Annotated in this window: 22 protein-coding genes and 1 tRNA gene; 21 read left to right on the top strand and 2 right to left on the bottom strand. The window is 64.2% G+C overall.

Translation table 11 applies throughout. The features are described from left to right. Nucleotides 1-127: 127 nt before the first annotated feature. From QM797_RS17470 to QM797_RS17375, 20 genes are all read left to right on the top strand, one after another. On the top strand, nucleotides 128-1,009 hold the full coding sequence (locus QM797_RS17470; RefSeq protein ID WP_283276929.1) for a tetratricopeptide repeat protein: 882 nt from the start codon (nucleotides 128-130) through the stop codon (nucleotides 1,007-1,009). Next, nucleotides 1,006-1,995, top strand: coding sequence for an HAD-IIA family hydrolase (locus QM797_RS17465; protein ID WP_283276928.1), 990 nt, complete (start codon nucleotides 1,006-1,008; stop codon nucleotides 1,993-1,995). Before QM797_RS17470 ends, QM797_RS17465 begins: the two co-directional genes overlap by 4 nt. Nucleotides 1,996-2,059: 64 nt before the next feature. After that, complete coding sequence (locus QM797_RS17460) at nucleotides 2,060-2,302, top strand: hypothetical protein (protein WP_283276927.1); 243 nt, start codon at nucleotides 2,060-2,062, stop codon at nucleotides 2,300-2,302. 1 nt (nucleotide 2,303) lies between these two features. Continuing rightward, entirely contained in the window at nucleotides 2,304-3,125 is an 822-nt protein-coding gene (locus QM797_RS17455) for a TlyA family RNA methyltransferase (RefSeq protein ID WP_283276926.1), read from the top strand. Continuing rightward, on the top strand, nucleotides 3,122-4,087 hold the full coding sequence (locus QM797_RS17450) for an NAD kinase (RefSeq protein WP_057478168.1): 966 nt from the start codon (nucleotides 3,122-3,124) through the stop codon (nucleotides 4,085-4,087). Before QM797_RS17455 ends, QM797_RS17450 begins: the two co-directional genes overlap by 4 nt. A gap of 2 nt (nucleotides 4,088-4,089) precedes the next feature. Further along, nucleotides 4,090-5,859 (top strand): DNA repair protein RecN, encoded by a 1,770-nt coding sequence (recN, locus tag QM797_RS17445; protein WP_283276924.1) that lies wholly within the window; start codon nucleotides 4,090-4,092, stop codon nucleotides 5,857-5,859. Nucleotides 5,860-5,943: 84 nt separating this feature from the next. Continuing rightward, nucleotides 5,944-7,128, top strand: coding sequence for a putative cytokinetic ring protein SteA (steA, locus tag QM797_RS17440; protein WP_283276923.1), 1,185 nt, complete (start codon nucleotides 5,944-5,946; stop codon nucleotides 7,126-7,128). Next, a complete protein-coding gene (locus QM797_RS17435; RefSeq protein ID WP_283276922.1) occupies nucleotides 7,125-8,072 on the top strand; it encodes a copper transporter in 948 nt (315 codons plus the stop codon). The genes steA and QM797_RS17435 overlap by 4 nt, the downstream gene beginning before the upstream one ends. 151 nt (nucleotides 8,073-8,223) lie before the next feature. Next, entirely contained in the window at nucleotides 8,224-9,957 is a 1,734-nt protein-coding gene (gene pyrG, locus QM797_RS17430) for a CTP synthase (RefSeq protein WP_283276921.1), read from the top strand. Then, nucleotides 9,954-10,586, top strand: coding sequence for an NUDIX domain-containing protein (locus QM797_RS17425; protein ID WP_283276920.1), 633 nt, complete (start codon nucleotides 9,954-9,956; stop codon nucleotides 10,584-10,586). The genes pyrG and QM797_RS17425 overlap by 4 nt, the downstream gene beginning before the upstream one ends. Nucleotides 10,587-10,591: 5 nt before the next feature. Next, nucleotides 10,592-11,506: a site-specific tyrosine recombinase XerD gene (gene xerD / locus QM797_RS17420; protein ID WP_283276919.1), complete on the top strand. Its 915-nt coding sequence runs from the start codon at nucleotides 10,592-10,594 to the stop codon at nucleotides 11,504-11,506. Nucleotides 11,507-11,616: 110 nt separating this feature from the next. Beyond that, nucleotides 11,617-12,579, top strand: a complete 963-nt coding sequence (locus tag QM797_RS17415; protein ID WP_283276918.1) for a ParA family protein — start codon at nucleotides 11,617-11,619, stop codon at nucleotides 12,577-12,579. Continuing rightward, a complete protein-coding gene (locus QM797_RS17410; RefSeq protein WP_502942356.1) occupies nucleotides 12,576-13,412 on the top strand; it encodes a segregation and condensation protein A in 837 nt (278 codons plus the stop codon). Before QM797_RS17415 ends, QM797_RS17410 begins: the two co-directional genes overlap by 4 nt. After that, the gene (gene scpB / locus QM797_RS17405) at nucleotides 13,409-14,092 is read left to right on the top strand and encodes an SMC-Scp complex subunit ScpB (protein ID WP_283276917.1); all 684 of its coding nucleotides are present in this window, start codon (nucleotides 13,409-13,411) and stop codon (nucleotides 14,090-14,092) included. The genes QM797_RS17410 and scpB overlap by 4 nt, the downstream gene beginning before the upstream one ends. A gap of 12 nt (nucleotides 14,093-14,104) precedes the next feature. After that, nucleotides 14,105-15,286 carry a pseudouridine synthase gene (locus QM797_RS17400; protein ID WP_283276916.1) on the top strand — a complete coding sequence of 394 codons (1,182 nt, stop codon included), beginning with the start codon at nucleotides 14,105-14,107 and terminating at the stop codon, nucleotides 15,284-15,286. Next, complete coding sequence (gene cmk / locus QM797_RS17395) at nucleotides 15,286-15,969, top strand: (d)CMP kinase (RefSeq protein WP_283276915.1); 684 nt, start codon at nucleotides 15,286-15,288, stop codon at nucleotides 15,967-15,969. The genes QM797_RS17400 and cmk overlap by 1 nt, the downstream gene beginning before the upstream one ends. After that, the gene (gene der, locus QM797_RS17390) at nucleotides 15,966-17,414 is read left to right on the top strand and encodes a ribosome biogenesis GTPase Der (RefSeq protein WP_283276914.1); all 1,449 of its coding nucleotides are present in this window, start codon (nucleotides 15,966-15,968) and stop codon (nucleotides 17,412-17,414) included. The genes cmk and der overlap by 4 nt, the downstream gene beginning before the upstream one ends. 85 nt (nucleotides 17,415-17,499) lie before the next feature. Further along, nucleotides 17,500-17,573: transfer RNA gene (locus QM797_RS17385), tRNA-Pro, on the top strand. Between the two features lie 292 nt (nucleotides 17,574-17,865). Continuing rightward, entirely contained in the window at nucleotides 17,866-18,657 is a 792-nt protein-coding gene (locus QM797_RS17380) for an ArsR/SmtB family transcription factor (RefSeq protein ID WP_283276913.1), read from the top strand. 27 nt (nucleotides 18,658-18,684) lie between these two features. Continuing rightward, nucleotides 18,685-19,098 (top strand): nuclear transport factor 2-like protein, encoded by a 414-nt coding sequence (locus QM797_RS17375; RefSeq protein ID WP_283276912.1) that lies wholly within the window; start codon nucleotides 18,685-18,687, stop codon nucleotides 19,096-19,098. A gap of 576 nt (nucleotides 19,099-19,674) precedes the next feature. Here the strand turns inward: QM797_RS17375 and QM797_RS17370 are convergent. After that, nucleotides 19,675-19,905 (bottom strand): hypothetical protein, encoded by a 231-nt coding sequence (locus QM797_RS17370; protein WP_283276911.1) that lies wholly within the window; start codon nucleotides 19,903-19,905, stop codon nucleotides 19,675-19,677. A gap of 855 nt (nucleotides 19,906-20,760) precedes the next feature. Here QM797_RS17370 and QM797_RS17365 point away from each other — a divergent pair. Further along, nucleotides 20,761-21,120, top strand: coding sequence for a hypothetical protein (locus QM797_RS17365; RefSeq protein ID WP_283276910.1), 360 nt, complete (start codon nucleotides 20,761-20,763; stop codon nucleotides 21,118-21,120). A 225-nt stretch (nucleotides 21,121-21,345) separates the two neighbouring features. On the opposite strand, the gene QM797_RS17360 is transcribed toward QM797_RS17365, so the two are convergent. Next, nucleotides 21,346-22,542, bottom strand: coding sequence for a Cmx/CmrA family chloramphenicol efflux MFS transporter (locus QM797_RS17360; protein ID WP_283276909.1), 1,197 nt, complete (start codon nucleotides 22,540-22,542; stop codon nucleotides 21,346-21,348). Nucleotides 22,543-22,807: the final 265 nt, after the last annotated feature.

The following is a 22,807-nucleotide window of genomic DNA, read 5'->3' as shown; positions in this document are numbered from 1 at the left end:
GCGCCGATGGTACTGCACTCGACAGGGTGTGGGAGAGTAGGACACCGCCGAACACCCGTTGTAAGAAGGGGACCCACTTGGTGGGTCCCCTTTTTGCGTTTTGTATCCAAAATCCGAAAGGACGCCCGTGTCGGAAGACAACAACGATCGTCGCCCCTCTCGAGGGGACGGTGGCAACCGCCCGAGCGAGTCCCGAGACCGCAACCCCCGCGCTCAGGACCGTCGCGCCGAGCCGCGTCGTTTGGACGGTCCTCCCCGCAGACGTGGCGGTGAAGGTGGGTTCTCCGGCGATCGCAGCGGCAACAGCGCATCGTCCGACCGTCGACCGCCGCGCCCCGACGAGCCGGATTTGCCCGACGAGGTCGAAGCCGGCCAGCTCGAGCCTGCAGTGCGCCGGGATCTGCTGAGCTTGGACAAGAACAATGCCACTGCTGTGGCCCGTCACCTCGTGATGACCAGCAGGCTGCTCGACGACGACCCTCAGTTGGCGCTGCTGCACGCGCGTGCTGCTCGTCAGCGAGCAGGTCGTATCGCCGTCGTTCGCGAGACCGCGGGCATCGCGGCTTACCACGCCGGTGAGTGGGCCGAAGCCCTGTCCGAGCTCCGCGCTGCCCGGCGGATGGCCGGCGGGCCAGGTCTCATCGCTGTGATGGCCGATTGCGAACGTGGACTCGGACGTCCCGAGCGCGCTATCGAACTCGGTCGCAGCGACGAGGCTCGTGAGTTGACCGGCGAGGAAGCGTCGGAGCTCCGAATTGTCGTGGCTGGTGCTCGTATGGATCTCAACCAGTACGACCAGGCTGTAGTCACCCTGCAGACCCCGGACCTCGACGCATCTCGCTCGGGAACCGCTGCGGCTCGCCTGTTCTACGTCTATGCCGATGCGTTGGTTGCCGCCGGTCGCGTCGACGAGGGTGTGAAGTGGTTCCTCAACGCTGCTGCGGCTGATGTCGATGGTGAGACAGACGCGGAAGAACGAGTCGAGGAGCTGTCCGGAGGCAGTCGGTGACGTTGCTGCGCGACGCCCACGACGTCCTGCTGCTCGATCTCGACGGCACCGTCTACGCCGGGAAGGACCCCATTCCCGGTGCGATAGAGGCGCTTTCGGGTGGTTCCGAGAAGCAGTACTTCGTGACGAACAATGCCAGCCGTGCGCCACAGGACGTAGCCGAGCACCTTCGTAGTCTCGGGTTCGACACTTCTTCGGAGTTCGTCGTCACCAGTTCCGAGGCAGCTGCGCGTGTTCTCGCGGGCAAGTTGGACGCCGGTTCGCGCGTGCTCGTGGTCGGTACCGACGCGTTGGCGAACGAGATATCCAAGGTCGGCCTCGAACCGGTCAGATCTGCCGATGACGACCCGGTCGCAGTAGTGCAGGGTCACTCGGTCGACACTGGCTGGAAGATGCTCGCCGAGGCAGTCCTCGCTATTCGTGCGGGTGCTCTCTGGGTAGCAACGAACATCGACGCCACCTTGCCGACCGAGCGAGGACTCGTTCTGGGAAACGGCTCGATGGTCGCGGCGGTTCGCAATGCCACCGACGTCGAGCCGATCGTGGCTGGTAAACCGGCGGCGCCGATCATGCACGACGCCATCGAGCGCAGCGGAGCGCGTTCGGCGTTGGTCGTCGGAGACCGGCTTGATACAGACATCGCGGGAGCCAATGAAATCGAGCTGCCGTCGCTCCTGGTGTTGACCGGTGTGAGTACCGCCGCCGAGCTGCTTCGTGCTCCCCAGCATCTGCGACCCACCCATATCGGCCCCGACCTCGGGGTGCTCAACCAGGACGAGTCCGCGTCTCGCGTCGACAGCAAGGACGGTTGGACGGTCGGCATCGACGGCGGTGTTCTGTCGGTGCGATTCGACGGCGACACAGCACCGGATGCGTTCGAGGGTGCTCTCGCTGTGCTGCACGTTGCGTGGTCGGGCTCCGAGTTCACGGAAGTGCGCTTCGAGGGGAATCGCCTCGGCGATCTGCAGTCGCTGCTCGGGTGTTGACCCAGGGCACGGGGAGCGGCGGCGATCGGGCGTTCGTCGTATCGATCCGATAGCGTGAGGGGCGATGAGCACGTCGATTCCGTTACCAGGACAGCACCGGCCGACCAACGCCGGCGATGAGTCGTCGGCCGATCCCGACACCGTTCGAGCCGAGGTCTCCTCGCTCCTGAATCAGCTCACCATCGGCTCGTCGGACCACGAAGAACCCTCGGCTGTGGATTCGGATGCCCTGTCGCGCGATGCGAGTCTGCTGGACCGCGCTCACGAGGTGCTCGTGCGCGCCCTGACTACCGTCGACAAGACCTGACGTGGCTCGTCGCGCACGCGTCGATGCGGAACTGGTTCGCCGCGGATTGGCGAGATCTCGCGAACACGCTTCGGAGCTGATCGAGTCCGGTCGGGTGAAGATCGCAGGGACTGTGGCCTCCAAGCCTGCCACCGCGGTGGAGCCGGGTACGCCACTGTTGGTGGCCGAAGAAGACAACGAAGTCAGTTGGGCCTCACGCGGTGCCCACAAACTGCTCGGGGCCCTCGACGCATTCGAACCCCTGGGCTTGACCGTCGAGCATGCTCGATGCCTCGATGCCGGCGCGTCCACCGGTGGGTTCACCGATGTTCTCCTCAGTCGAGGAGTACGCGAGGTGGTTGCCGTCGACGTCGGGTACGGCCAGCTGGTGTGGCGGCTGCAGTCCGATGATCGTGTCCACGTCATCGACCGCACGAACGTCAGGTCGATCGATGCCGAGATGATCGGTGGACGCGTCGACGTGATCGTCGCCGACCTGTCGTTCATCTCGTTGAAACTCGTCCTTCCGGCCTTCGTCGAGTGCTCGAAGCCGGGCACCGACATGGTGCTGATGGTCAAACCGCAATTCGAGGTCGGCAAGGATCGCGTGGGTGCCGGTGGCGTCGTGCGAGATCCCGCGCTGCGAGCCGAGGCCGTAGAGGACGTGGCGAACGCGGCCGTCGGCCTGGGTCTGACTGTCCGCGCGGTGGCGGCAAGCCCGCTGCCGGGACCGTCGGGCAACGTCGAGTACTTTTTGTGGCTGAGGGCAGGTGCAGGCGAGGGTCTGCCGCGTACCGACATTCCGGAACTCGTCCGGCTTGCGATCGAGGAAGGACCACAGTGACTCCGTCCCACGCAGCACCGGAACTGGAGTCGTCTCGAGAGATTCTTCTCGTCGCCCATCCGGGCCGACCGGACATCGCCGAGACTGCACGCCGAGTGGGCAAAGTGTTCGACGAAGCAGGCATCTGTCTGCGCGTGCTGGTGGACGAGGTCGAGCCATCGAAGATCGAAGCCTCCGATACGGAGGAGCACGACCACGTGTTCGTGGCGGACATGAAGCTCAACGTCGTGGAATTCGGCCCCGACGCGGCTGTCGGCTGCGAGATGGTCCTGGTTCTGGGCGGTGACGGAACCTTTCTCCGCGCAGCCGAACTCGCGCAAGCAGCCTCCATTCCGGTTCTCGGCATCAACCTCGGCCACGTCGGCTTTCTCGCCGAGGCGGAGGCCGACCATCTCGAAGATGCTCTGGCCCGCGTGATCGCCGGAAATTACCGCATCGAGCAGCGCATGACCTTGGACATCGCTGTTCGCGTCGGAGATCAGGTGGTCGATCGCGGATGGGCACTGAACGAGGCGAGTATCGAGAACGGGTCCCGGCTCGGAGTGCTCGAGGTGGTGCTCGAGGTCGACGGTCGACCGGTTTCTGCATTCGGCTGCGACGGAGTCCTGGTCTCCACACCGACGGGCTCGACGGCATACGCCTTTTCTGCCGGTGGACCTGTGGTCTGGCCGGAACTCGAAGCGATACTGGTCATTCCGAGCAATGCACATGCTTTGTTCGCGCGACCGCTCGTCACCAGTCCCGAGTCGATCGTCGCGGTCGAGATCGATGCGGGCGGCCACGCGGGATTCGTATTCTGCGACGGCAGGCGCACGCTGAGCCTTCCGGCCGGTGCTCGCGTCGAGGTGGTGCGGGGCGCGTCACCGATAAAATGGGTCCGACTCGATTCGGCACCGTTCGCCGACCGCATGGTCAAGAAATTCGAACTGCCCGTAACCGGGTGGCGGGGGAGAGCGAGGTAGGGATGCTCGAAGAGATTCGGATCGACAGCCTCGGAGTCATTTCCGGTGCCAGCGCACAGTTTCACGAGGGGCTGACCGTCCTCACCGGTGAAACCGGCGCCGGCAAGACCATGGTGGTCACGAGCCTGCACCTGTTGTCGGGTGCCCGCGCCGACGCAGGCCGGGTTCGGCTGGGCGCGCAGCGCGCTGTGATCGAGGGGCGCTTCAGTACCGATACCGCGTCGGAGCAGGTGATCGACGACGTCGACAAGGTACTCGAGTCCTCGGGAGGTCAACGCGACGAGGATAATTCGATCATCGCTGTGCGTACCGTCAACGCCGATGGCCGCTCTCGTGCACACCTCGGCGGGCGCAGTGTGCCCGCATCGGTGCTGTCGAACTTCACCGACTCGCTGCTGACGGTGCACGGTCAGAACGACCAGCTGCGTCTGCTGCGGCCCGATCAGCAACTCGCTGCCCTGGACAGATTTGCCGGCGACGCGGTGGCGTCCCTGGTCTCGAAGTACCGCACAGCTCGCAAGACGTGGCTCGAAGCTCGCAACGAGTTGATCGACCGAACCGAACGCAGCCGCGAGCTGGCTCAAGAAGCCGACCGTCTGCAGTTCGGTGTGCAGGAGATCGACTCTCTCGCACCGGAGCCGGGGGAGGATCGTTCCGTGGCCGAGGACGTGCGTCGGCTGGGTGATCTCGATTCGTTGCGTGAGACCGCAGAGGGTGCCTCGGCGGCACTTGTCGGGAGCACCGAGGAGGCGTCGGACACGACATCCGCGCTGTACCTGCTGGGCGAGGCTCGTTCTCGCTTGGAGCATGCCGACGACGCTGCTCTGACGGAACTGCTGCCGCGTCTGAACGACGCGATGGCCATCGTGGGCGACATCGGTGCCGATCTGACCTCGTACCTGACGGATCTGCCGTCCGATCCGAATGCGCTCGACGCGATCCTGAACCGCCAGGCCGAGCTGAAGTCGTTGACGCGCAAGTACGCCGCCGACGTCGACGGTGTCATCGCCTGGGCGGAGGATGCCCGCGAGCGCCTCTCGCACATCGACACCTCGGCCGACGCCTTGGCCGAATTGAGTGCGAAGGTCGACGCGGCTGCGGTCGACGTCGCGGCGGCGGCATCGAAGCTCAGTGCGGCCCGCGCCAAAGCGGCAGTGAAACTCTCGAAGGCGGTCAGTGTCGAGCTGGCCGGGTTGGCGATGGGAAAAGCCAAGCTGCAGATCGATGTTCGAGCTTTGCCCGCCGGGCCGTCGGACACTGCCCCGATTGTCGTCGACGGTGCCGAACTGCATGCCGGCAGCAACGGCGTCGACGAGGTCGAGTTTCGCCTGTCCGCACACGACGGTGCCCAGGCTCTGCCGATCAGCAAGAGTGCGTCGGGCGGTGAGCTCTCGCGGGTGATGTTGGCGCTCGAGGTGGTGCTGGCGGGCTCGGACAAGGGCGCGACGATGGTGTTCGACGAGGTCGACGCCGGTGTGGGTGGTCGCGCTGCTGTCGAGGTCGGGCGTCGTCTCGGCCGTTTGGCTCGCACCCATCAGGTCATCGTCGTCACTCACTTGCCTCAGGTCGCGGCGTTCGCCGACACGCATCTGGTGGTCGACAAGACCGATGCGAAGAAGGGCGCGGCGAACAGCGGCGTTCGGACGCTGTCGTCGTCGGAGCGGGTCGTCGAGCTCGCCCGAATGCTCGCGGGTCTGGACGACACGGAAACCGGTCGCGCGCACGCCGAGGAGCTGCTGGCCACTGCAAACGCCGATCGAGCCGCCCTGTAACTTTTGGTGCTGGTGTGATCAGTGTGGTAGTTGTTTCGGCGCGCCTCCATCGTCGGGCGTGTCGATCGGGTCATCATGGTCCACATGAAGATGCCGGCTCTGCTGTCACGTAGTCAGGATTCGCTGCCTGGAATCACTGGGATCGCGCGAGTCGATCGCAACACGGCCAAGCTGCTCAAACGAGTCGGGCCCGGCGACATCGTCGTCCTGGACGAGCTGGACCTGGATCGTCTGACCGCAGATGCGCTCGTCGAGGCGGGGGTGCTCGCGGTCGTCAACGCGTCGCCGTCGATCTCCGGGCGTTACCCCAATTTGGGTCCCGAGGTCATCGTGGCCAACGGCATCACCTTGATCGACTCGGCCGGCAACGAGATCTTCAAGAAGATCAAGGACGGCACCAAGATCCGCCTCAACGACGGCGGTGTCTACACCGGCGATCGGCGTCTCGCCAAAGGCGACGAGCAAAGCGAAGCCGAGATATCCGACAAGATGATCGAGGCCAAGACCGGACTGGTCGATCACCTGGAAGCGTTCTCGGGCAACACGATCGAGTTCATCCGCACCGAAAGCCCGCTGCTGATCGACGGTGTCGGCGTGCCGGATATCGACATCGATCTCAAGGGCCGTCACGTCGTGATCGTCGCCGACGGACCCGGCCATGCCGAGGATCTGAAGAACCTCAAGCCGTTCATCAAGGAGTACTCGCCCGTCATCATCGGCGTCGGCGCGGGTGCCGACACCGCGATGAAGGCGGGGCACCGGCCCGATCTCATCGTCGGCGACCCCGAGGACGTCACCGCTCAGACGCTCAAATGTGGTGCAGAGGTGGTACTTCCGGCCGATTCGGACGGTCACGCGCAAGGGCTGGAACGTATTCAGGATCTCGGAATCGGTGCCATGACCTTCCCCGCGAGCGGTGCTGCTGCAGACCTCGCTCTGCTGCTGGCCGATCATCACGGGGCCTCGCTGATCGTGTCGGTCGGTAGCCCGGCCAGCCTCGACGAGTTCTTCGATCGTGGTCGTCGCAACACCAACCCGGCCGCGTTCATGACGCGTCTGAAGGTCGGGGCCAAGCTGGTCGACGCCAAAGCTGTGGCCACTCTGTACCGAAGCCGGGTTTCCGGTGGTGCGATTGCCCTGCTGATTCTTGCGGCCCTCGTTGCCGTCATCGTGGCGTTGGCAGTATCCAACATCGGTGGCGAATCGTTGGACTGGGCGATCGACCTGTGGAACCGGTTCGCTATGTGGTTCCAGGGGTTGCTTCCGTGATTTCGCTTCGCCAACATGCCATTTCACTGGCGGCCGTGTTCGTCGCATTGGCCATCGGCATCGTGCTCGGTTCAGGTCTGCTTTCCAGCGGACTGGTCTCGGGCCTTCGAGACGACAAGACCGGTCTCGAAAACCAGGTGGACGATCTGCAGGCGACCAACAGTCAGCTCGGCGAACAGCTGAACTCTGCCGACGGGTTCGACGCCGCAGTATCGGGCAGGGTGCTGCGAGACACCTTGGTCGATCGTTCCGTCGTGGTCATCACCACACCCGACGCAGATCCCGGTGACGTCGACGGAGTCACCCGCTCGATCGGAGCGTCGGGTGCCACCGTCACCGGCCGAGTGTCGCTGACCGACGCGTTCGTCTCCGCGGCGAACGGCGACGATCTGCGCACCAGATTGACCAACGTCATTCCCGCCGGCGTGCAACTGCGCACCGGCGCGGTGGATCAGGGAAGCCTGGCTGGTGATCTGCTGGGTTCGGTGCTGCTGCTCAACGCGCAGACGGCGCAACCTCAGTCCACCCCGGAGGAGCTTTCGCTCGCTCTGGAAACACTCCGCAGCGGCGGGTTCATCGCGTACGACAACGGTGCCGTCGCACCCGCCCAGCTGGCCGTCGTCGTCACCGGTTCCGGTTCCTCGAACGCCGAGGACGGCAATCGCGGGGCAATCGTCGCTCGCTTTGCCGGTGCTCTCGATTCGCGCGGTGCAGGTGCTGTGTTGGCCGGTCGGTCCGCCGCCGCCGAGGGCAACGAATCCATTGCTGTCGTACGCGCCGATTCGGCTCTGTCGTCCTCACTGAGCACGGTCGACAACGTCGACCGTGAAGCCGGACGGATCACGACCGTTCTCGCTTTGGCGGAGCAGCTGGACGGTGCGTCGGGTCGGTACGGCACCGGAGCGAACGCGAATGCTGTCACCGTCGGAGCGCCCGCGAGCTGATCGGTGCCCGGAACGAGCGTGTCGTTGGCGGTGAGGTACGTACTGGTGTTACCGTGAAGTCCCGTGGGTAGCAGGCCCAATTTTCATGCTTTACCTCTCTTATCAGCCCCCTGGTAGGAGCAAGCCCTGCAGATACGTCACGGGAGCCTCATTGTCACGCCTTCAGTCGCGTTCCGACACCAAGCACATCTTCGTCAGCGGGGGCGTCGCGTCTTCGCTCGGAAAAGGTCTGACGGCGTCGAGCCTCGGCCAGCTACTGACCGCACGCGGACTGCGCGTGACCATGCAGAAGCTCGATCCGTACCTCAACGTCGATCCCGGCACGATGAACCCGTTCCAACACGGTGAGGTCTTCGTCACCGAGGACGGCTCCGAGACCGATCTCGACGTCGGACACTACGAGCGCTTCCTCGACCGGGATCTGTCAGGCTTCGCCAACGTCACCACCGGGCAGGTCTATTCGACGGTCATCGCGAAGGAGCGTCGCGGCGAGTATCTGGGCGACACCGTTCAGGTCATCCCGCATATCACCGACGAGATCAAGCGTCGAATTCTGGCCATGAACGGGCCGGATCTGCAGGGCCACCAGCCTGATGTCGTGATCACCGAAATCGGCGGCACCGTCGGCGATATCGAGTCGCAGCCGTTCCTCGAAGCAGCGCGCCAGGTTCGCCACGACGTCGGCCGCAACAACGTCTTCTTCCTGCACGTGTCGCTGGTTCCGTTCCTGGCCCCGTCCGGTGAACTCAAGACCAAGCCCACCCAGCACTCCGTGGCTGCACTGCGCAGCATCGGTATCCAGCCCGATGCGTTGATCCTGCGTTGCGATCGCGACGTGCCGCCGGGGCTCAAGAACAAGATCGCGCTCATGTGCGATGTCGACGTCGACGGCTGCATCTCCACGCCCGACGCGCCGTCGATCTACGACATTCCGAAGGTGTTGCACAAGGAAGGCCTCGACGCCTACGTCGTGCGTCAGCTCGGTCTGCCGTTCCGCGATGTGGACTGGACCATCTGGGGAGGATTGCTCGAGCGCGTCCACCAGCCACGCGAAACCGTGCGTGTCGGCCTCGTCGGCAAGTACGTGGACCTGCCCGACGCCTACCTTTCGGTCACCGAGGCGCTGCGTGCCGGCGGGTTCGCTCATCGCGCGAAGGTCGAGATCAAGTGGGTTCCGTCCGACGAGTGCTCGACGCCTGCGGGGGCGCAGGCCGCGTTGGGCGATGTCGATGCCGTGCTCATTCCCGGTGGCTTCGGCATCCGCGGTATCGAGGGCAAGCTCGGGGCGATCGAGTTCGCCCGCACGCGCAAGATTCCGCTGTTGGGGCTGTGCCTCGGGTTGCAGTGTGTGGTCATCGAGGCGGCTCGTTCGGTCGGTCTGACCGATGCCAATTCCGCCGAGTTCGACCCGGACACCAAGGATCCGGTGATCTCCACGATGGCCGATCAGGAAGATGCCGTCGCCGGTGACGCCGATCTCGGCGGCACGATGCGCCTCGGTGCCTACCCGGCGACCCTGCAGAAGGGTTCGGTCGTCGCGGCGTCGTACGGTACCGAGAACGTCTCGGAACGCCACCGTCACCGCTACGAGGTCAACAACGACTACCGGGATCGAATTGCCAAGAGCGGCTTGGTGTTCAGCGGTACTTCTCCGGATGGCCATCTGGTCGAGTTCGTCGAGCTGCCTGCCTCGGTGCACCCGTTCTTCGTCGCCACTCAGGCGCATCCGGAGCTCAAGAGCAGGCCGACCCGTCCACACCCGTTGTTCGCATCGTTGATCAGTGCGGCCCTGAAGTACAAGGCTGCGGAGCGCCTGCCGGTCGACATTCACGGGGACACCGTGGCGGCAGAGGAGTCGGACGCCGCCGCCGAGACCGTCGGATGAGCGAGCCCCGACACGAGTTCACCACCCTCGACTCGTCGGTGCCGTACTCCGGTGCCATTCTGGCGCTTCGGCTCGATCAGGTTGCGATGCCGAACGGTCGCAAGGCCGAGCGTGAGGTGGTCGAGCATCATGGCGCGGTCGGCATCCTGGCCGTCGACGATCAGGATCGTGTGGCGATGATCGAGCAGTATCGGCACCCCATCGGGCGACGCCTGTGGGAATTGCCGGCCGGCCTGCTCGACGCGCCGGGGGAGCAGCCGGTACTGGCGGCTCAGCGTGAGCTCGCCGAGGAGACCGGCCTCGCTGCCGGTACCTGGTCGGTGTTGGTCGACGTGCTGGCCTCGCCCGGTTTCACCGACGAGGCCGTGCGGATCTTTCTCGCACAGGACCTGACGGAGGTGGATCGGCCCGAAGCGCACGACGAGGAAGCAGACATCGAACTCTCCTTCGTGCCGATGGACGAGGCCATCCGTCGCGCACTGGCAGGAGAGATCGTGAACGCGTCCGCCGTGGCCGGCGTGCTTGCATTCGCTGCCGCCCGCGCCGCAGGCACCGAGCTGCGCCCGGCCGACGCACCGTGGCCCGATCTGCCCACGGCATTCGAGAAGCGGAAGAGTTCACGAAAGTAGCCACCGTGATCGGCCAGCAGATTCAGACGTACCTCGACCATCTGGTGGTCGAGCGCGGTTCGGCTAAGAATACGGTGTCGTCGTACCGTCGCGATCTGGTGCGGTACGAGCGGTTTCTCAGTGGCTACGGAATCGCCGATCTGGCCAAGGTCACCGAGAACGACATCACCGAGTTCGTGCTGTACCTCCGGCGCGGCGATGACGAGTTCACCGCTCTCGCAGCAAGTTCGGCCGCGCGCACGCTGATTGCCGTGCGCGGATTGCACCGCTTCGCTCTGGCCGAGGGGATGGTCGAGCGCAACGTCGCGAGCGAGGTCAAGCCGCCGCAGCCTGCCAAGCGGTTGCCCAAATCGCTACCCGTCGATCAAGTGGTGGCACTGCTCGAATCGGCGTCGATTGCAGGCCCCGATGCTCCACGCGGACTGCGTGATCGAGCACTGCTGGAGTTGTTGTATTCCACCGGTGCTCGAATCTCCGAGGCCGTGGGGCTGGATGTGGACGATATCGACACCGAGTCACGCTCGGTACTGCTGCGCGGCAAAGGCGGCAAGCATCGCATCGTCCCGGTCGGCAGGCCGGCGATCGAGGCGATCGACGCGTACCTGGTGCGTGGACGTCCAGGGTTGGTGGCGCGGTCCAACCCGGCCCTGTTTCTGAACGTGCGCGGCGGCAGGTTGTCTCGGCAGAGCGCCTGGCAGGTACTGCAGGACTCGGCCGGGCGGGCCGGGATCACCTCCGGAGTCTCACCACACGTTCTTCGGCACTCCTTCGCCACGCATCTGCTCGACGGCGGGGCCGACGTACGCGTGGTGCAGGAACTGCTGGGTCATGCGTCGGTGACGACGACGCAGATCTACACTCTCGTCACCGTCACGACACTGCGCGAAGTGTGGGCGGGAGCGCATCCGCGGGCGCGGTAGCACGAGGTCGAGCGCTGCCTGTCAGCGTGTCCGGTGACAGCGGCGATGTCTCAAGCGGTAGCGTTTGCGTGAACTACTCGAAGACGAACGGGACAGGGGAGCGCTGGAACGTGTCGACACCGCAGCCGCCAGCGGCGGAGTCAGCCTCGGATCGTGCGCATCTCGACGGCGCGTTGTTCCATACGCGTCAACCGGAGTCCAGTCGTGAGTCGCGCGACATCATTCCCGCCCCCAACGAACTCGGGCCCACTGGCCGAAAAACGCGGTCGGTTCCGGACCCGCAACCGCTGGCCAGTCATGGTCCGGCCAAGATCATCGCGATGTGCAATCAGAAGGGTGGCGTCGGCAAGACGACGTCGACCATCAATCTCGGTGCCTCGCTGGCCGGCTACGGCCGTCGTGTGCTGCTGGTGGACCTCGACCCGCAGGGCGCTCTGTCCGCGGGCTTGGGCGTCGCGCATCACGAACTCGATCTCACGGTCTACAACCTTCTCGTCGAGGCGAAGGTCTCCGCAGACGACATCATCATGCGGACTCGCGTCGAGAACCTCGATCTGATGCCCAGCAACATCGACCTCTCGGCCGCGGAGATTCAGCTGGTGACCGAGGTGGGCCGCGAACAGACGCTCGGGCGAGTGCTGCATCCGATTCTGGATCGCTACGACTACGTGCTCATCGACTGCCAGCCGTCGCTCGGTCTGTTGACTGTCAACGCGCTCACATGCGCCGACGAAGTACTGATTCCGATGGAGTGCGAGTATTTCAGCCTTCGTGGCCTGGCACTGCTCAACGACACCGTCGAGAAAGTGCGCGATCGCCTCAATCCTCGGCTGAAGCTGGCCGGCATCGTGGTGACGATGTTCGACGCCCGAACGCTGCACTCCCGCGAGGTGATGACACGGGTGGTCGAGGTGTTCGGGGACGTCGTCTACGACACGGTGATCACTCGTACGGTTCGGTTCCCGGAAACCAGTGTGGCCGGTGAACCCATCACCACATGGGCGCCGAAATCCGGCGGCGCGCAGGCGTACCGCGCTCTGGCGCGCGAGGTGATCTACCGGTCGGGTCCGTGACCGTCGACGCTGCCGACGAGGCCCCTATCGAGGTTCCCGCCGACGCGGATCCGTCGAAGTTTCGGGTTCGTTTGCTCAATTTCGAGGGGCCGTTCGACCTGCTCCTGTCCTTGATAAGTCAGCGCCGCATGGATGTCACCGAAGTGGCGCTGCACACCGTCACCGACGATTTCATCTCGTTCACCAAGTCTCTCGGTGCCGATGTGGGACTGGACCAGACGACAGAGTTCTTGGTCGTCGCAGCCACGCTCCTCGATCTCAAGGCAGCTCGTCTGCTGCCTTCGGGTGACGTCGAGGATGCCGAGGATCTGGCGTTGCTCGAAGTGCGAGATCTCCTGTTCGCGCGGTTGTTGCAGTACCGCGCGTACAAGCAGGTCGCACTGCTGTTCGGTGAGCTGGAAGCTGCTGCGCTGCGGCGTTATCCACGATCGGTGTCGGTGGAAGACAGGTACGCCGATCTGATCCCGGAGGTGTTGCTCGGCGTCGACCCCGCCAGGTTCGCAGACATCGCCGCTGCCGCCTTTCGGCCCAAGCCGATTCCGCAGGTAGGGCTCGATCACATCCACCAGCACGCCGTCTCGATTCCCGAGCAGGCCGAGTGGATACTCGAGAATCTGCAGGGCCGCGGGCTCAACGAGTGGGCGTCGTTCTCGGAATTGGTGCAGGACTGCGGGGTGCAGGTCGAAATAATCGCGCGATTCCTGGCGTTGCTGGAGCTGTTCCGGCAACGGGTTGTCGCATTCGAGCAACCGGAGCCGCTCGGCGATCTCCGAGTGAGCTGGACCGGTAAGGACGAAGGACCCATCGTGGTCACGGAAGAGGACTACGCATGAGTGCCGACCCCGAACTCGAGCTCGAGGACGTCGACGATTCCGAGGAGCTCGACGACGCCACCCTCGCGTCGGCGCTGGAAGCTGTGTTGCTGATCGTGGACACCCCCGCTTCGGATGAGCAGCTCGCCTCGGCCGTGGGTGCATCGGTCGCTCGCGTGCGCGCCTCCTTGAACGAGATGGCCGCAGCACTGACCGAGCGAACCAGCGGAATCGACCTTCGCTATGCCGGTGACGGGTGGCGTTTCTACACCCGAACCGCGTATGCGCCGTATGTCGAACGGCTGCTTCTGGACGGCGCTCGGTCCAAGCTCACACGCGCAGCATTGGAAACCCTGGCCGTGATCGCCTATCGTCAACCGTTGACCCGCGCACGAGTCAGCGCCGTACGCGGAGTCAATGTCGATGGAGTGATGCGTACGTTGCTCGCCCGTGGACTGATCTCCGAAGCAGGAACGGACCCGGAGACGAACGGAACGATGTACTGCACCACCGAGCTGTTCCTCGAACGGCTCGGGCTCGCATCTCTCGGTGATCTACCCGAACTGGCACCGCTGTTGCCGGGAGTGGACCTGATCGACGAGATCAGTGACAGCATGGACACCGACCCGAGAACGACCCGCTCCACCAAGAACCGCGGATCGAAACCCGATCCGGCAGCCGAGCTCGACTCGGACGACTGATAGGTAAGACAAGTGAACAAGCCCGCTCGCCGTGATGGCACACCGGACCGTAACAAGAGACAAGACCCACGCAGGAAGCCGACCGCAGGTAGGTCGGAAACTCCGCGTGACGCACGCCGCGGAGATCGCACCCGCGATGCTGCGCCCCGTGACGGTGCCCCCCGCACTGGTGCACCTCGAACCGGAGGACCCCGAGCCGGAGCACCCCGCGCAGGAGCCCCCCGAACCGGAGGTCGACCTGATCCCCGCAGAGGCGTCGAGCAGGACGTATCGTTCGATTACAAGCCTGTCGACACGGGCATCAACGACCGCAGCAACGACGCGGTGCCCCGCAAGAAGCCGTCGCGTCCCAAGCCGCCGAAGCCGCAGAAGAAGCAGGTTCCGACGACCACGATCAGCAACGCCAAGCCGGCGAAGCACCAGCACACCGATTCCTCGCCCCGCAAGCACGTGCCTGCCGGTGAAGGTGTTCGTCTGCAGAAGGTGCTCGCACAGGCCGGTGTCGCATCGCGTCGTGCCGCCGAGGAACTGATCGCCGACGGCCGCGTCGAGGTCGACGGACGCATCGTCACCGAACAGGGCATCCGTATCGATCCGAACATCGCCGTGGTCCGCGTCGACGGCACCCGCGTCGTGGTGAAGGAAGAGCTGGTTCATCTCGCGATGAACAAGCCGCGTGGATGGCAGTGCACCATGTCCGACGATCTCGGACGCCCGTGCGTCGGCGACATCGTCTCCGAGCGCGTCCAGGCGGGGCAGCGACTGTTCCACGTCGGCCGCCTCGATGCCGACACCGAAGGGCTGTTGCTCTTCACCAACGACGGTGACCTTGCTCACCGCCTGATGCACCCGTCGTTCGAGGTCTCCAAGACCTATTTGGCGACGCTGTTCGGCACCATTCCCCGCACACTCGGCAAGCAGCTGCGTGAGGGCGTCACTCTCGACGACGGCCCGGTCAAGGTCGACGGCTTCCAGTTGCTCGACATTTCGGACGGCAAGTCACTCGTCAAGGTGACCCTGCACGAGGGCCGCAAGCACATCGTGCGTCGGTTGTTCGACAAGGTCGGATTCCCGGTCGGACGCCTCGTGCGTACCGATGTCGGCAACATCGTGCTCGGCGATCAGCGTCCAGGAACACTGCGTGTTCTCGGCCGCGGCGAGATCGGCAAGCTCTACGAATCCGTAGGCCTGTGATGAGTGCGCTCGTCGTGGCGATGGACGGGCCTTCGGGCACCGGTAAGTCGTCGGTATCGCGTCGGCTCGCGTCGGCACTCGAAGCGAGCTACCTCGACACCGGTGCGATGTATCGCGTCGCAACAGTGTGGGTGCTGCGATCGGGTGTCGAGCCCACCGATGCAGACGGAGTAGCGAAAGCTGTTGCTGCACTTCCCCTCGAGATCGGGAAGGACCCACAGTCCGAGACCGTATTGCTCGACGGTGAGGACGTCAGCGGTGAAATCCGCGGCGATGCCGTCACCAAGGCCGTCTCGGCCGTCTCTGCTGTGCCTGCAGTGCGTGAACTGTTGGTGCAGCTGCAGCGGGATCTCGTGAACTCGTCGGCGCGAATCGTGGTGGAGGGCCGGGACATCGGCACCGTCGTACTTCCCGACGCCGACGTGAAGGTGTTTCTGACTGCGTCCCCGGAAGCGCGGGCGGAACGTCGCAACAAGCAGAACGTAGAGCAAGGTCGCGGCGACGACTACGAATCCGTGCTCGCGGATGTGCAACGCCGTGATCATGCAGATTCGACAAGAGCAGTGTCACCGCTTCGTCCCGCCGAGGATTCGGTGATGGTCGATACCAGCGAGCTGGATCTCGACGGTGTGATGGAGCGCTTGCTGCTCGTGGTCAACGACAGAACTGGAGCAGTGCAGTGAGTGAAGAATTCTTCTCCGGCGCAGCGGAAACCGCGGGCGACGGAATATGGAGTGATGAGGGCGAGTGGGAGTACGTCGACCTCAACGAGGGCGAAGACGGCGAAGACGCCGTTGCCGTACCGACTCTCGCCGTTGTGGGGCGTCCGAACGTCGGTAAGTCGACGCTGGTCAACCGCATCATCGGACGACGCGAAGCCGTCGTCGAGGACGTCCCCGGCGTTACCCGCGACCGGGTGTCGTACGAGGCCAACTGGAGTGGTCGACGCTTCCTGGTGCAGGACACCGGCGGTTGGGAGCCCGACGCCAAGGGTCTGCAGGCATCCGTTGCGCGCCAAGCTGAATTGGCGATGAACACCGCCGACGCGATCCTGTTGGTCGTAGACGCGCGAGTCGGTTCGACGACGACGGACGAGGCTGTCGCACGCGTGTTGCGCCGGTCGAAGACGCCAGTTCTGTTGGTGGCCAACAAGGTCGACGACGGCCGCACCGAGTCAGAGGTTGCCGCACTGTGGTCGCTCGGGCTGGGCGAGCCGCTGTCGGTTTCGGCCACCCACGGCCGTGGAACCGGTGATCTGCTTGACCGTGTGCTCGAGGCACTGCCCGAGACGCCGCGTGAGGGCATCCCCGGTGGGGGACCCAGGCGTGTCGCTCTGGTCGGCAAGCCGAACGTGGGCAAGTCCTCGCTGATCAACAAGCTCTCGGGAGATGAACGCTCGGTGGTGCACGATGTTGCCGGAACCACCGTCGACCCTGTCGACTCGTTGGTCGAATTGGGCGGCAAGACATGGCGATTCGTCGATACTGCCGGCCTGCGCAAGCGCGTCAGCCATGCCAGTGGTGCCGAGTTCTATGCTTCGCTGCGCACGAAGTCCGCTATCGAGGCCGCCGAGGTCGCGATTCTGCTTCTCGATGCCTCCGAGGTGATCTCGGAGCAGGACATGCGCGTGCTCAGCATGGTCGCCGACGCCGGCCGCGCGCTGGTGTTGGCGTTCAACAAGTGGGATCTGGTGGACGACGATCGTCGTCAGCAGCTCGAGAAGGAGATCGATCGCGATCTCGCTCGGGTGCCGTGGGCGCAGCGAGTGAACATCTCGGCGCAGACGGGCCGCGCGGTGCAGAAGCTGGTTCCCGCTCTGGAGACGGCTCTGGAGTCGTGGGACAAGCGTGTGCCCACCGGGCGCCTCAACACGTGGCTCAAAGAGGTCGTGGCGGCCACTCCGCCGCCGATGCGTGGCGGACGTCTGCCGCGCATCATGTTCGCGACACAGGCCAGCACCAGGCCGCCTACGTTCGTGCTGTTCACCACCGGGTTCCTCGAGGCCGGTTACCGCCGCTTCATCGAGCGGCGCTTGCGTGAAGAGTTCAACTTCGACGGCAGCCCCGTGCGCGTCTCGGTGCGTATCCGCGAGAAGCGGGAACGGCCGGGCAAGGGCAACAACCGCTGATGTTTCCCGGCCTTGCTCCTGAGCAGGCGATTTCCTCTCAGGGGTAGGGCTGGGGTAATCTCAGCATGCGCCTTTCGAGGCGCGGCGGGCTGTGGCGCAGTTTGGTAGCGCACTTGACTGGGGGTCAAGGGGTCGCAGGTTCAATTCCTGTCAGCCCGACACATAGATGCAGGTCAGAGGCGGTTTCGGAGAAATCCGGAGCCGTCTTTTCTGTGTGCGTGCCGCGAGGGTGTCACTATTCGTTCCTAATTGGGTCGAAGGCGGCGTTTTCTGTCGTCCATGCGCGTCCGCCGCGGTCCGCAAATCGGCACCGGATTGGCGAATGGAGCTGGGCGGACGAAGGCGCTTGATTCGGTCAGCCACTGGGCCGTGAAGTAGTGGACATACTTCCGAAGCCTGGCGGCGACTTACTTCACCGGACGATGAACTGACATCGGCGCAGACTGTACGCATGAGCAGTTCGAGTCCCCGCACCGCGGCCACTAGCCGGTACGGCGACGCAGACGTCGCATCCGTTGCGGTGCTGATCGCCGATCCGGCCCGCGGACGAATCCTGATGGCCTTGGCGGACGGGCGTGCACTGCCCGCCAGCGTGCTGGCCACCGAGGCCGGTATAAGTGCCCAATCGGCCTCCGGTCACCTCAAGAAGCTCGTCACCGGGAACCTGCTGCGGGTCGCCGCGACCGGTAGACACCGCTACTACACCCTGGCCGGACCCGAGATCGCCGCCGCACTCGAGTCCCTGGCATTGATCGCCGAACCGTACGAAATCACCAGCCTGCGCCAAGGCACCCGCGCCAACGCTCTGCGCCAAGGCCGAACCTGCTACGACCACATCGCCGGCAAGCTCGGTGTCAGCATCACCGAGGCTCTGCTCGAATCCCGGGCCCTGGTCCGCACCGACGGCCGGGCAGACGCAGGCCGAGCCGACACCGACCCGTTGTCCGCAGGCACCGGCGACGACTGCCCCTACGAACTGGGCCCGCGAGCACACGATGTTCTCGACGCCATCGGTGTCGACATCGAGACCGCACGGCAGTCTCGGTCCCGACGCCCGCTGCTGCGCGCATGCGTCGACTGGACCGAGCAACGCCACCACATCGCAGGGACCCTCGGTGCCGAGATCTGCCGGACCTTCGTCGACGCCGAATGGATCACCCGCAAACCCCGGGAACGTGCAATTTCACTGACACCCCGAGGGCACCGTGCACTGGAAGCGCTGCTCGGACTCGTGAACCTCTGACCACTCCGCTACAGAACAGGATTCGACGTGCCCGCAACCACAGAACAAGCCGCCTACGTCTTCCACGAGTGGCACAAACGCATCAGCGAACGCAATGCTCCGGCCCTCGGGGCACTCTACGCAGACGATGCGACACTCGAAAGCCCGCTTGTACCTGTACTTCTCGACCAGACCTCCGGAATTGTCGAAGGCCGGATCGCCCTGGACAACTTCCTCGAAGAAACGCCCCGACGCCGCCCCGACGACAACGAACTACGGTCGCTCCACCGTTCCGAGACCTACGCATTCGACGGACACCGCCTGATCTGGGAATACCCCCGACACACACCCGCCGGTGATCAACTTGACCTCGTCGAAGTCATGGAACTCGACGGCACCCGCATCACCAAACATCGAATCTACTGGGGCTGGAAAGGAATTGCACACATCGCAACCCACTGACCGAGAGCTCGCATCCGCCCCGTAACGGAGCCAGCAGCAGCAACGGCGGCGGCAGTATTACTGGCCGTGGGCCTACAGGCGCATGGACGATGACTCGCGATTCGAATACGCCAGTCACAAGAACCGGGCTTATCAAGGACTCGCGACCCGATTCCAACACCGTCGACGACGGATTCCTCGCGACCGACCCCGAAGAGGAATCAGATCCGGGCGAAGGCTGGACCTCGTACAACTCGGGCCCATAGGTACGCCAGCTGCACTGGTGCCCGTCGGAGCTCGTCACAACCAACTCGACGGCGAACGCTAACAGGTAGTCCGGGCGCATGAGCTTGAGGCCTGTTCGTCGAACTCGCTCCATCGGAATCGCCGACTGGTTTCAGCCTCAGCCAATCAACGAAACATGTTGCCACACAGCATATGCGGAGGTTTACTGGTAACCCTGCATATCAAGACTTGTCGTATTGCCTACGCCCCGACGCGGGGCATGCACGGGCGGCCGCTGTCAAGGTTCCCTAAGGGGTCCAGATCCATCGGGACTGCCCTCGTTGCCGTCACCGTATACGCATCACCGACGAATTACTCAGGGGTGCGTTCTATCACCGAAGACTCGCCGCCGCCGGCGCTGCCCTCCTCACCAATGGGTTGAAAAGGCTGGTCTACGGTGTTTGCGTCCGGTTTGGAGTCTCGCCCGAATTCCTCGCGGGTCATTGGTTCAGGTCCGTCGATCCAGGGTTCCTCGAGATAGTCGATTGCCGGTTCTTCCATGACTTCTGGCAGATCGGGAGGAATGTTTTCGCTCGTCGACATCGCTGGTCCTTCCTTTTCGTTCGGTTGCCCTGCAGTCGGTCCGCCAGTGAGCACCAAGACAACCGCGCAGTCGACTGTCACTACGCCCAGTGCCGCGCCAGCGACTGCGTATCGTCGCACTTGACCTCCTCGAAGAGCGGTTACCGCGTGATCCGAGGGTACTTGTCAGGGTCTGACATTCGGCACGATCGGTAGCAACGCTCTACAGGCAGCACCGATGTAAAACAAATCATTGTCGATTTCCCTGTTCGGCCCGGAGGAGGCCCTGGGATTACAGCCAGCGCGGACGGTTGCCTGGAAAGCCACCGGAAGAACCGCGACGCCACTGCGGGTAGACGGCAGCACCAACGTCGATGCAGCCCGACAAGCCAGGCTGCTGGTCGGCGTCACCAGACACCACTCGTTATCTGCGGTAAAACGCGCGGATCATCGAAACCTATTGCAACACAGTACATGCAGATGTTTTCTGGTAGCTCTGCATACCAGGAATTGCTGAATTGCGGTCAGTCCCGATAATAGTGCCCGGACTACACACTCCACGCTCAGCATTAGGTGCATACGACCGGCTGCATAGAAGCCCTCAGCAAGGGTGTGCGCTGCAGTGCCTCGCTGACGCATGTGGTCGCCGACGACAGCTTGTCCCTATCGATGTAGGTGTTACTACTCTGTCGCCCGCTACCTCGGTGTGCGAGCGTTGGAACCACTAGCCCGCCACTCGACGTCACTCCGGTCGCGATATCCGAAACCGATGCACCACGTGTCGCGAGCAGGCGCGCTGCCCAGCACAAACGGCCACAAAGAAGCGCAACGGGACGTATTCAGTACCCGCTTGCGGTTTGAAATCGGAAGGTATTCATGAAGAAGTGCATCATGGCCGGGCTCGTCGTCATCCTTGTCGTGTCCTGGACGGGGTTGTCGATTTTCGAGGAATCGTTGTGGATCGCGTTCGCCGTGATGGCCTCGTCTGAAGTAGTAATTGCGTTCGAGCTGTTCACATCCCGATGGCGTAACAGGTGGGCCGCGGTAGTTGTCGCTGCGCTGGCGGCGTTCCAGTTCGGGCAAAGCTATTTCTACGAGCAGGTGCGGTACACATCGAGTGACCCGGTGATCCCGATAGACAACTTTGCGGTACTCATACTCTGCGGGGTTGCCGTCGCTTTGATCGCGGCAGGGCCGACGTGGCCACGCGTCAGCAGTCGCGGAGTAGGTTCTTAACCTGGCAAGCCGATCGGCGAATCGCCCACCAACCCGGCCGCCCGAAAGTCGGGTGTTCCACCTGTTGTACCGGTGCAAACCACCGCTGAGTCGAGGGTGCGAGTCCCATGCTCTCGACAACTATGCCCCACCGCCGCGTGCCCTGGTCAGGTGTTCCACCGATCTGTTGGTGTTGGCCAACACTGAGGAGCGAGTTCTAAGCCCACAGTGAGCCGAATCGGTGGCTCATCTCGACTCGCGGTTGGGTGTCTTCTCACTCCCGTTCGGCGGTGTGATGTGCCGCAGCGTGGGCAGCAAGATGAGCAGTGCTGTTCCGGTCAACGCTGCTGCGACCCCCACTGCAGCGAGGTTGCCCGTACCTGACAGTGCTGCCGCCCCGAGGGCAGGTCCTGCAGCAGCACCGATGTTCAATGCGACTGTCGCGTAGGAACCGCCCATCGTCGGCGCGGAGTACGCCGCGTACAGCACCCGCGCGATCAACGTGCTTCCCACCGCGAAAGCAAGAATGCCTTGGGCGAACACGAGGATCAGTAGCAGCGCAGGGCGCGTGGCGAGCACTCCGAGAGCAACCCACCCCACGAAAAGAGCGGGTGCTGCGAGCACCAGAAGCAGACGGGGGTAGGTGTCCGAAATGCGCCCCGCCGCAACCACTCCGAGGAAGGACCCGGTGCCGAACAGCACCAGCGCCGCAGGCACCCACACCGCGCTCAGGCCGGCGGTCTCGGTGACGACGGGTGCAAGGTAGGTGAATGCGGCGAAGGTTCCGCCGTTGACGAGCGCTCCGAGCAGCATCACGACAAGCAGGCGAGGCGCTCGAAGCTGAGCCAGCTCGGTCTTCAGAGAATAGTCACGGACAGTCCCGTCCGGCACGGTTCGCTGGTCGCCGCGAATGCCGGCGGCGATCCCCACTGCTGCCGGTACACACAGCAGTGCCACTGCCCAGAAAGTGGCCCGCCAACCCAGTGCAGTTCCAAGCAGTGCTCCCGCAGGGACACCGGCGACGGTCGCAATCGTCGTGCCGGACAGCAACACTGCCAACGCGCGGCCTTTCTGATCCGGTGCAACCAGACGGGTCGCGGTGCTCAGCGCAACCGCCAAGAACCCGGCGTTCGCGACGGCAGCGACAACACGAGTAGCGAACAACACGGAGAAGGCGGGAGTGAGCGCGGCGACGATGTGGCACACCGCGAAGATCACCACGCATCCTACGAGCGTGGCGCGCGGGGGCCACCGGCGCGCGAACGCAGCCATGACGGGCGCGCCGAGGACCATCCCGACTGCGAAAGCCGACGTGAGTAGGCCGGCGGAACCGACCGATACGTCGAGACCGTCGGCGATCGCCGGGACCAGGCCCGCGAGCATGAATTCCGATGTGCCCATGACGAAAACCGCAAGAGCGAGCAAATAGAGAGCGAAAGGCATCGAGTAACTCCGAGGTGAGATTGGACAGACGGCGTCTTGTCACCACGGCCAACCCGCGAATCGTTCGAACACCCGCCACACGTAGACGTGGGCGGGGAGGTTAGAACCTCAGAGTTTCGGGGGGCTGACGGCGTGACCGTGAGCCCCCGCTCTGTCCGATTCGGGACTTGTCATGACCACCACACTACAGAATCGGCGCGTCGCCGAGTCGAGTGGCGGCAGAGACGAGGAGCAACCGTGTCGGTGTGCGACCGCAGGAAGTCAC

The sequence above is a fragment of the Rhodococcus sp. IEGM 1381 genome, from assembly GCF_030056795.1.
Classification (GTDB): Bacteria; Actinomycetota; Actinomycetes; order Mycobacteriales; family Mycobacteriaceae; genus Rhodococcoides.
The sequence above is the reverse complement of the archived record's forward strand: the minus strand, read 5'-3'. Positions and strand labels throughout refer to the sequence as shown.

Excerpts from the sequence above, each read along its gene's own strand:
- scpB (WP_283276917.1), top strand. The coding sequence starts at position 13,409 with ATGAGTGCCGACCCCGAACTCGAGCTCGAGGACGTCGACGATTCCGAG.
- QM797_RS17365 (WP_283276910.1), top strand. The coding sequence starts at position 20,761 with ATGAAGAAGTGCATCATGGCCGGGCTCGTCGTCATCCTTGTCGTGTCC.
- QM797_RS17460 (WP_283276927.1), top strand. The coding sequence starts at position 2,060 with ATGAGCACGTCGATTCCGTTACCAGGACAGCACCGGCCGACCAACGCC.
- cmk (WP_283276915.1), top strand. The coding sequence starts at position 15,286 with ATGAGTGCGCTCGTCGTGGCGATGGACGGGCCTTCGGGCACCGGTAAG.
- QM797_RS17360 (WP_283276909.1), bottom strand. The coding sequence starts at position 22,542 with ATGCCTTTCGCTCTCTATTTGCTCGCTCTTGCGGTTTTCGTCATGGGC.
- recN (WP_283276924.1), top strand. The coding sequence starts at position 4,090 with ATGCTCGAAGAGATTCGGATCGACAGCCTCGGAGTCATTTCCGGTGCC.
- QM797_RS17370 (WP_283276911.1), bottom strand. The coding sequence starts at position 19,905 with ATGTCGACGAGCGAAAACATTCCTCCCGATCTGCCAGAAGTCATGGAA.
- QM797_RS17380 (WP_283276913.1), top strand. The coding sequence starts at position 17,866 with ATGAGCAGTTCGAGTCCCCGCACCGCGGCCACTAGCCGGTACGGCGAC.
- steA (WP_283276923.1), top strand. The coding sequence starts at position 5,944 with ATGAAGATGCCGGCTCTGCTGTCACGTAGTCAGGATTCGCTGCCTGGA.
- QM797_RS17425 (WP_283276920.1), top strand. The coding sequence starts at position 9,954 with ATGAGCGAGCCCCGACACGAGTTCACCACCCTCGACTCGTCGGTGCCG.